The following is a 6,650-nucleotide window of genomic DNA, read 5'->3' on the forward strand; positions in this document are numbered from 1 at the left end:
CCTCACCCGAACCGGTGCAGGAACGCCACCTGCTGCCGATGCGCCGTTTCCTGTACCACCGGCGCCAGGCGCACTTCGCTACCCGGAAGGTACTGGGCCAGCCGCGCCAGGGACAGCGGGGTCAACGCCCCCAGCCGTGGATAGCCGCCAATGGTCTGCCGATCATTGAGCAGGACGATCGGCTGGCCGTCTGGCGGCACCTGGATCGCCCCCAGGGGAATGCCCTCGGAAATCATCGGCCGGCCCTGGTACTGCAGGGACGGCCCGAGCAAGCGCGCGCCCATGCGATCGGCCCGGCTGTCCAGGGTCCAGCTGCTGTTGAAGGCATCGAACAGGCTCAAACCGCTGAACTGTCCTATCTGCGCCCCCAGGATCACCTCCAGCGGTGCAGCGGATTGCCAATCCGGCAGTTGCTCCGCCAACAGGCTCCGGAGCGCACCGCCAGTTCCCGAGTAAGTCAAGGCCCCGCCCTCGCTCAAGGCCCGGCCATAACCATCGGGGCCACCCAGGGCTTCGCGCAGCACACTGGCGCAACTGCCCAACACCTTGGGCGCATCGAAACCGCCAGGGGCGGCCAGATAGGCCCGTGCCCCAAAGAATGGCTGGGTGAATCGCAGGCGCTGGCCTTTTTGCAGGATGAAACTGCGCCCCGGGGTCAAAGGCCGCTCATCCACATAGGCCCCAAGATCAGCCCCGGCCAGGGCCAACAGACAATAGTCCTCGGCCAGCAGGGTGAAACCGCCCAGGGTGATTTCCACCACCGGCGCATCCAGGGCGTTGCCCAGCAGCCAGTTGGACCAGGACATCGACACCCAGTCCAACGCTCCGCCCTGGGTCACCCCCAGGTGGCGCACGCCAAAACGTCCGGCATCCTGCAGTAGGCACAAAGGCGTGCTGGCCTCGATCGACAGGCGGCTCATGCCGGCACCTCCAGAGGCGTGTCATCGCCCCCCAAACGGATGAACTCGGCATGCTCCACCGGAGCAAAGCGCACTCGGTCCCCCGGTTGCATCAGGCTGTAGCCATCAAGCTCGCGATCGAACAGTCGGCTCGGGGTGCGGCCGATCAGGTTCCAGCCCCCCGGCGACACCACCGGGTAAGCGGCGGTCTGCCGTTCGGCAATGCCGACGCTGCCTGCTGCCACACGCTTGCGCGGGGTGTCCAGCCGGGGCGCCGCCAACGGTTCCTCCACCAGCCCCATGAAGGCGAAGCCCGGGGCAAACCCCAGGGCGAACACCTGGTATTCACGTCGGCTGTGGCGCTCGATCACCTCGTTCACCGACAGCCCGCTGCGCCGGGACAGCAAGGCCAGCTCCGGGCCGACGCTCGGGTCGTACCACACCGGCAATACATGTTCGCGGCCCGCCCGGGCGCTGGCGGGGGCCAGGTCGCTCAAGGCAGCAGCGATGCGTTCCCGAGCCTCGGCTGGGCCCAAGGCCTGCAAGTCGTAATGCACCATCAGCGTGGTGTAGGACGGCACCAGGTCGATCAACTGCTCGCCGAACGCACGGCGCAAGCCTTCGGCGGCGGCCAGCATCCAGGGCATGTTGTCCTCGGCGATCACCTCGAACAGCCGCACCATCAGGCAGTCGATGGCGACTACTTCAACCTGTGGCTTCATAGTCCGGACTGCTGGTTCAGGGCTTCGCGAATGCGCTGCACCGCCGCCACCGAACTGGCGTTGTCGCCATGCACGCACAGGGTGTTGGCGTGCAGCAGCAAGGCGCTGCCGTCGCTGGCGGTCAGGGGCTCGCCGCGGGCGATGGTCAGGGCCTGGCCGAGGATGGTGGCCGCATCGTGGTGCACCGCACCCGGCAGTTGGCGCGACACCAGATGGCCGGCGTTGTCGTAGGCGCGATCGGCAAAGGCCTCGAACCACAGGGTCACACCGTATTCATCGCCCAGGGCCTGGGCCGCGCTGTTGTCGCGGGTGGCCATGAGCATCAATGGCAGCTGCGGGTCGTAGGCCGCCACCGCCTGGATCACCGCCCGCAGCTGGGCGGGCTTGGCCATCATGTCGTTGTACATCGCGCCGTGGGGTTTGACGTATTCGACCCGACCGCCCTGGGCCCGGCAGATGCCGTCCAGCGCACCGATCTGATAGTGCAGCAGGTCCTGGATTTCCTGGGGCGAATAGCTCATGGAACGGCGGCCGAAGCCGGCCAGATCCTGATACGCCGGATGGGCGCCGATGCGTACGCCGTTGGCCAGGGCCAGGGCCACGGTCTTGCGCATGATGCCCGGGTCGCCGGCATGGAAGCCGCAGGCAATGTTGGCGCAGTCGATAAAGGGCATCACCTCGGCATCCAGGCCCAGGGTCCAGTTGCCAAAGCTTTCGCCGATGTCGCAATTCAATAGCAGGCGGCTCACGGTCAGTGCTCCTGTGGTTCTTATAAGGTTCAGTTGCGGGGCAGTCGCGCAGGGGTCCCGCAGATTATCAGTTAGCGGGCCTCAAGTTCCTTGCCGCGGGTTTCCGGCAGGCTCAGCGCCGCCAGCACCACCACGCCGTAGGACACCGCGGCAAAGGTGCCGATGGCCGCGCCCAGCGGCACATGCTGGCTGAGCAGGCCGATCAGCAGGGGGAACAGCGCCGCCAGTGCCCGGCCGCTGTTGTAGCAGAAGCCCTGGCCGGAACCGCGGATGCGGGTGGGGAACAACTCAGTGAGAAAGGCCCCCATGCCGCTGAAAATGCCCGAGGCGAAAAAGCCCAGGGGAAAGCCCAGCCAGAGCATCACCGCGTTGCTCACCGGCATTTGCGTATAGAGCAGGACAATGGTGAAAGAACCGGCGGCGAACAGTACGAAGTTCTTCTTGCGCCCGAGAATATCCGTCAGATAGGCGCTGATCACGTAGCCCACATAGGAACCGAAGATCACCATCGCCAGGTAGCCGCCGGTGCTCAGTACGCTCAGGCCGCGCTCGGTCTTGAGGAAGGTCGGCAGCCAGAAGGTGATGGCGTAGTAGCCACCCTGGGCCCCCGCCGCCAAAAGCGAAGCCCGCAGGGTGGTGCTGAGAATCCCCGGGGCGAAGATCTCGTAGAACCGCGCCGGGTTGCTGGGTTCTTCCCGGGCCCGGGTTTGGCGATAGACCTCGGGGTCCTTGACCAGGCGGCGGACAAAAATCACGAAGATCGCCGGCAGGATGCCCAGCAGGAACAGCGCGCGCCAGGCGTCTTCCGGCGGCAGCAGGGAGAACAGCAGCGCATATAGCAACGCCGTTATGCCCCAGCCCAGCGCCCAGCCGGACTGCACCATGCCCACCGCCTTGCCACGGTTCTTGGCACGGATCACCTCACCGATCAGCACCGCCCCGGCGGTCCACTCGCCACCGAAGCCGAAGCCCATCAGGGTCCGGGCGATCAGCAACTGCTCGTAGTTCTGCGCCAGGCCACACAAAAAGGTAAAGAACGCGAACCACAGGACGGTCAGTTGCAGGGTACGTACCCGGCCAATGCGATCGGAGAGAATTCCGGCGATCCAGCCACCCAGGGCAGAGGCCAGCAAGGTACTGGTATGGATCAGCCCGGCTTCGGCCGAGGTGATGCCCCACAGCGCGATCAGGGTCGGGATCACGAAACTGAGCATCTGGGTGTCCATGCCATCCAGGCCATAACCGAGCTTGCAGCTCCAGAATGTCCGGCGCTCCTGCTGGTTGATGTCCCGGTACCAGTCAAACGGGCCGGCGCGGCGCGGGGCCTTGACGGCCAGTGTTTCGGGCGCACTCATGGCGATCTCCAGGGTAATTTATTGGTGTTGTTCTGGGCCCCGACGACGCATATCGTGGGTTGGCGCATTTTTCGGCTCGAGCGCCAACTGCGTCCAACTAATAAAAACCGCCCTTATGCATAAGAAAAGTTGATCCCATGAACCTCAAGTTCCTCGAAACCTTCGTCTGGGTCGCGCGGCTGAAGAGCTTCAGCCACACCGCGGAAAAACTCTTTACCACCCAGGCGGCGATCTCCAGCCGCATCGCGGTGCTGGAGGGCGAGCTGGGCGTGAAGCTGTTCCTGCGGGACTCCCGGGGCGTCAGCCTGACCCCGGAAGGCGTCAAGGTGCTGGAGCACGCCGAGCAGATGCTCGACACCCTGCAGGTGCTGAAACAGTCCATTCAAGCGCCGTCGAGCAAGGTCGGGCGGGTTCGCATCGGGGTCATGGATACGGTGATCCATACCTGGCTCAGCCCCCTGGTGGCGGAGATGATGGACCACTACCCGCAGGTGGAAATCGAGCTGGTGGCCGACACTTCGCTGAACCTGTGCGAACAGTTGCAAAAGGGCTTTCTGGACCTGGTGCTGCAAACCGACCTGCTGCGCCAGGAGAGCATCCGCAGCCTGGAGCTGGCCAGCTATCCCATGGGCTGGATCGCCGCCAGCAACTCGATCTACAACCGCGACTACGCCAATGTCGCCGAGCTGGCCCGGGAACGGATCGTCACTTACTCGAAGAACTCCCTGCCCCACCAGCAGGTGCTGAGCCTGATGCAGGCCAACGGCGTGCTGGCGCCGCGGCTCAACTGCGTCAACTCGGTATCGGCCATCACCCGCCTGCTGCGGGACGGCTTTGGGATTGGCGCCCTGCCGCCGGTGCTGGTCCGGGAAGAGCTGGCCCGTGGCGAACTGACCTTGCTGGCCATCGACCAGCGCCCGCCGAACCTGCAGGTGGTGGTGTCGTGGCGGGTGGGAGTGGAGTTGGTGGAGGATATCGTGGAGCTGTGCCAGCGCGTGGTGCAGCGTTATGGGCAGAAGGTCGGCCAGGAGCACATCATCCTGATTGAGTCCGCGTAGGCGCCCTTCGGCCTTGTGCAAGGCTTGCGGGCCTCTTCGCCGGCAAGCCGGCTCCTACACAGACCCCGCAGGCGAGTCGACATCCGTAGGAGCTGGCTTGCCAGCGAATGCACTCTTCAGCCTTGTGCAAGGCTTGCGGGCCTCTTCGCCGGCAAGCCGGCTCCTACACAAACTCCGCTGGTGAGTCGCCATCCGCAGGAGCTGGCTTGCCAGCGAATGCGCGCTTCAGCCTTGTAGATATTGCCGGCACCTGCAGTGCGGGGCGCTCAGAGGCCCTTGAGGTCGCGCTCTTCGATCGGACGGCTCTGGCGCAGGCGCCGGCCTCCCAGCACCACCCAATCGATCAGGCGGTACAGGCACTCAAGTCCGAAGGACAGCAGCAAGGCGCCGCTCATGCCCCAGATCATCGCTTCCGGGGTCAGCAGGATCTGGTAGCTGTAGCCGTCCCAGGTTTCCTTGCGGATCTCCGGGTCGGCTGCCAGGGCCACTTGCAGCAGGCGGATGTACCAGGGGCCCTGCATCGCCTGGTATTGCTTGTCCAGGGCCAACTGGCGATGGAGCAAGCCGCTCAAGCTCTCGGCATCGCTGCGAAACACCGGGTCCTCGCTGGCCCGGTAATGGGCCACCAGGGCGTTCAGGTCACCCTTGAAAAACTGCGCGGCGGTGCCCTGGAAGCCCCGCAGACTGTTCTGCGATTCAATCAGGTGGGCTTCCACGCGCTTGGCGTAATCACTGATGAAACCCGGCACTTGCACACCGATCAACAGGCCGGCGGCGAACAACACCAGCCGCAGATAACTGAGCAACATAGGGATGTCCTTATTCGGTCTGGCCGTGGCTGACGCATTCACCGCGCCGCCACAGGCTCCATTGGCCTGGCTGGTAGCGGGTCCAGGTTTCGTTTTCGGTCAAGGGTTCGGTGGCGATCACCGTGACCACGTCATTGGGGGTGGTTTCCGCCTGGAAGTCGACAATCACATCGACGTCCTTGAGCCGGGCCGGGCCGAACGGGGCACGCCGGGTGATCTGCGCCAGCTTGGTGGAGCAGAAGCAGAACAGCCAGTCACCGTCACTGAGCAAACCGTTGAACACACCTTTGCTGCGGTATTCGCTGCAGGCCTGGATCAGGGTCGGCAGCAACTGCTCGACCTCCACCGGCTCGGGAAAGGCTTCGCGTACCCGGTTGAGCAGGTCACAGAACGCCGCCTCGCTGTCGGTATCCCCCACCGGGCGATAGAAGCTGGCCTGAGGCTGGAAGTCCGCCAACTGGCCGTTATGGGCGAAGCACCAGTTGCGGCCCCAGAGTTCACGGACAAAGGGATGGGTGTTGGCCAGGCAGACCTTGCCGACATTGGCCTGACGAATGTGGCCGATCACCACTTCGCTCTTGATCGGGTAGCGCTGCACCAGGTTGGCCACTTCCGACTCGCTGCTGGCCGCCGGGTCCTGGAACAGCCGCAGGCCGCGGCCTTCATAGAAAGCGATACCCCAACCGTCGCGATGGGGGCCGGTACGGCCGCCGCGCTGCATCAGCCCGGTAAAGCTGAAGACGATATCGGTCGGTACATTGGCGCTCATGCCCAATAACTCACACATGCTCGGACTCTCGCTGCAATGCCGGGGCCAGGTTACAGACGCGGCTCGACCCGCGTGTTCAGGGGGGTGCCCGCAGCAGGCGGACGACCATAACGGTCATTGCCGGCGCCGCCAAAGGGCTGGTCATCCTCCACTTCGGCAGCCTTGGCCGCGGCTTGCGCCGCTTCGTTGCGCTGGCGGCGCTCCTTGGCAGCACGCTCGATAGGCCAGCGAATCAGCACGAACAGCAGGTACACGCCAAAGGCGATCATGCCGTACATGAACAGATCGG

7 protein-coding genes and 1 pseudogene are annotated in these 6,650 nt (G+C 64.7%); 1 reads left to right on the forward strand and 7 read right to left on the reverse strand.

Annotated elements, in window-relative coordinates; all coding sequences use genetic code 11:
• Positions 1-2: 2 nt before the first annotated feature.
• The 4 genes from BLX41_RS20975 to BLX41_RS20990 form a co-directional block, all read right to left on the reverse strand.
• A complete protein-coding gene (locus tag BLX41_RS20975; protein WP_123726434.1) occupies positions 3-920 on the reverse strand; it encodes a 5-oxoprolinase subunit C family protein in 918 nt (305 codons plus the stop codon).
• Positions 917-1,621: a 5-oxoprolinase subunit B family protein gene (locus tag BLX41_RS20980; RefSeq protein ID WP_123726435.1), complete on the reverse strand. Its 705-nt coding sequence runs from the start codon at positions 1,619-1,621 to the stop codon at positions 917-919. The genes BLX41_RS20975 and BLX41_RS20980 overlap by 4 nt, the downstream gene beginning before the upstream one ends.
• Entirely contained in the window at positions 1,618-2,370 is a 753-nt protein-coding gene (locus BLX41_RS20985; protein WP_123726436.1) for a 5-oxoprolinase subunit PxpA, read from the reverse strand. Before BLX41_RS20985 ends, BLX41_RS20980 begins: the two co-directional genes overlap by 4 nt.
• A 71-nt stretch (positions 2,371-2,441) precedes the next feature.
• Positions 2,442-3,725, reverse strand: a complete 1,284-nt coding sequence (locus BLX41_RS20990; RefSeq protein WP_123726437.1) for an MFS transporter — start codon at positions 3,723-3,725, stop codon at positions 2,442-2,444.
• A gap of 137 nt (positions 3,726-3,862) precedes the next feature.
• On the opposite strand from BLX41_RS20990, the gene BLX41_RS20995 reads away from it, so the two are divergent.
• On the forward strand, positions 3,863-4,783 hold the full coding sequence (locus BLX41_RS20995; protein ID WP_123726438.1) for a LysR family transcriptional regulator: 921 nt from the start codon (positions 3,863-3,865) through the stop codon (positions 4,781-4,783).
• A gap of 266 nt (positions 4,784-5,049) precedes the next feature.
• Here BLX41_RS20995 and BLX41_RS21000 read toward each other — a convergent pair whose 3' ends face one another.
• The 3 genes and pseudogenes from BLX41_RS21000 to BLX41_RS21010 all read right to left on the reverse strand — a co-directional run.
• A complete protein-coding gene (locus BLX41_RS21000; protein WP_123726439.1) occupies positions 5,050-5,592 on the reverse strand; it encodes a DUF2937 family protein in 543 nt (180 codons plus the stop codon).
• A gap of 10 nt (positions 5,593-5,602) precedes the next feature.
• On the reverse strand, positions 5,603-6,379 hold the full coding sequence (locus tag BLX41_RS21005) for a class II glutamine amidotransferase (protein WP_123726440.1): 777 nt from the start codon (positions 6,377-6,379) through the stop codon (positions 5,603-5,605).
• Between the two features lie 32 nt (positions 6,380-6,411).
• A pseudogene (locus BLX41_RS21010) lies at positions 6,412-6,650 on the reverse strand (MFS transporter); the annotation flags it as partial.

Origin of the sequence: Pseudomonas protegens (assembly GCF_003732485.1) — a bacterium.
GTDB classification, from domain to species: Bacteria; Pseudomonadota; Gammaproteobacteria; order Pseudomonadales; family Pseudomonadaceae; genus Aquipseudomonas; species Aquipseudomonas protegens_B.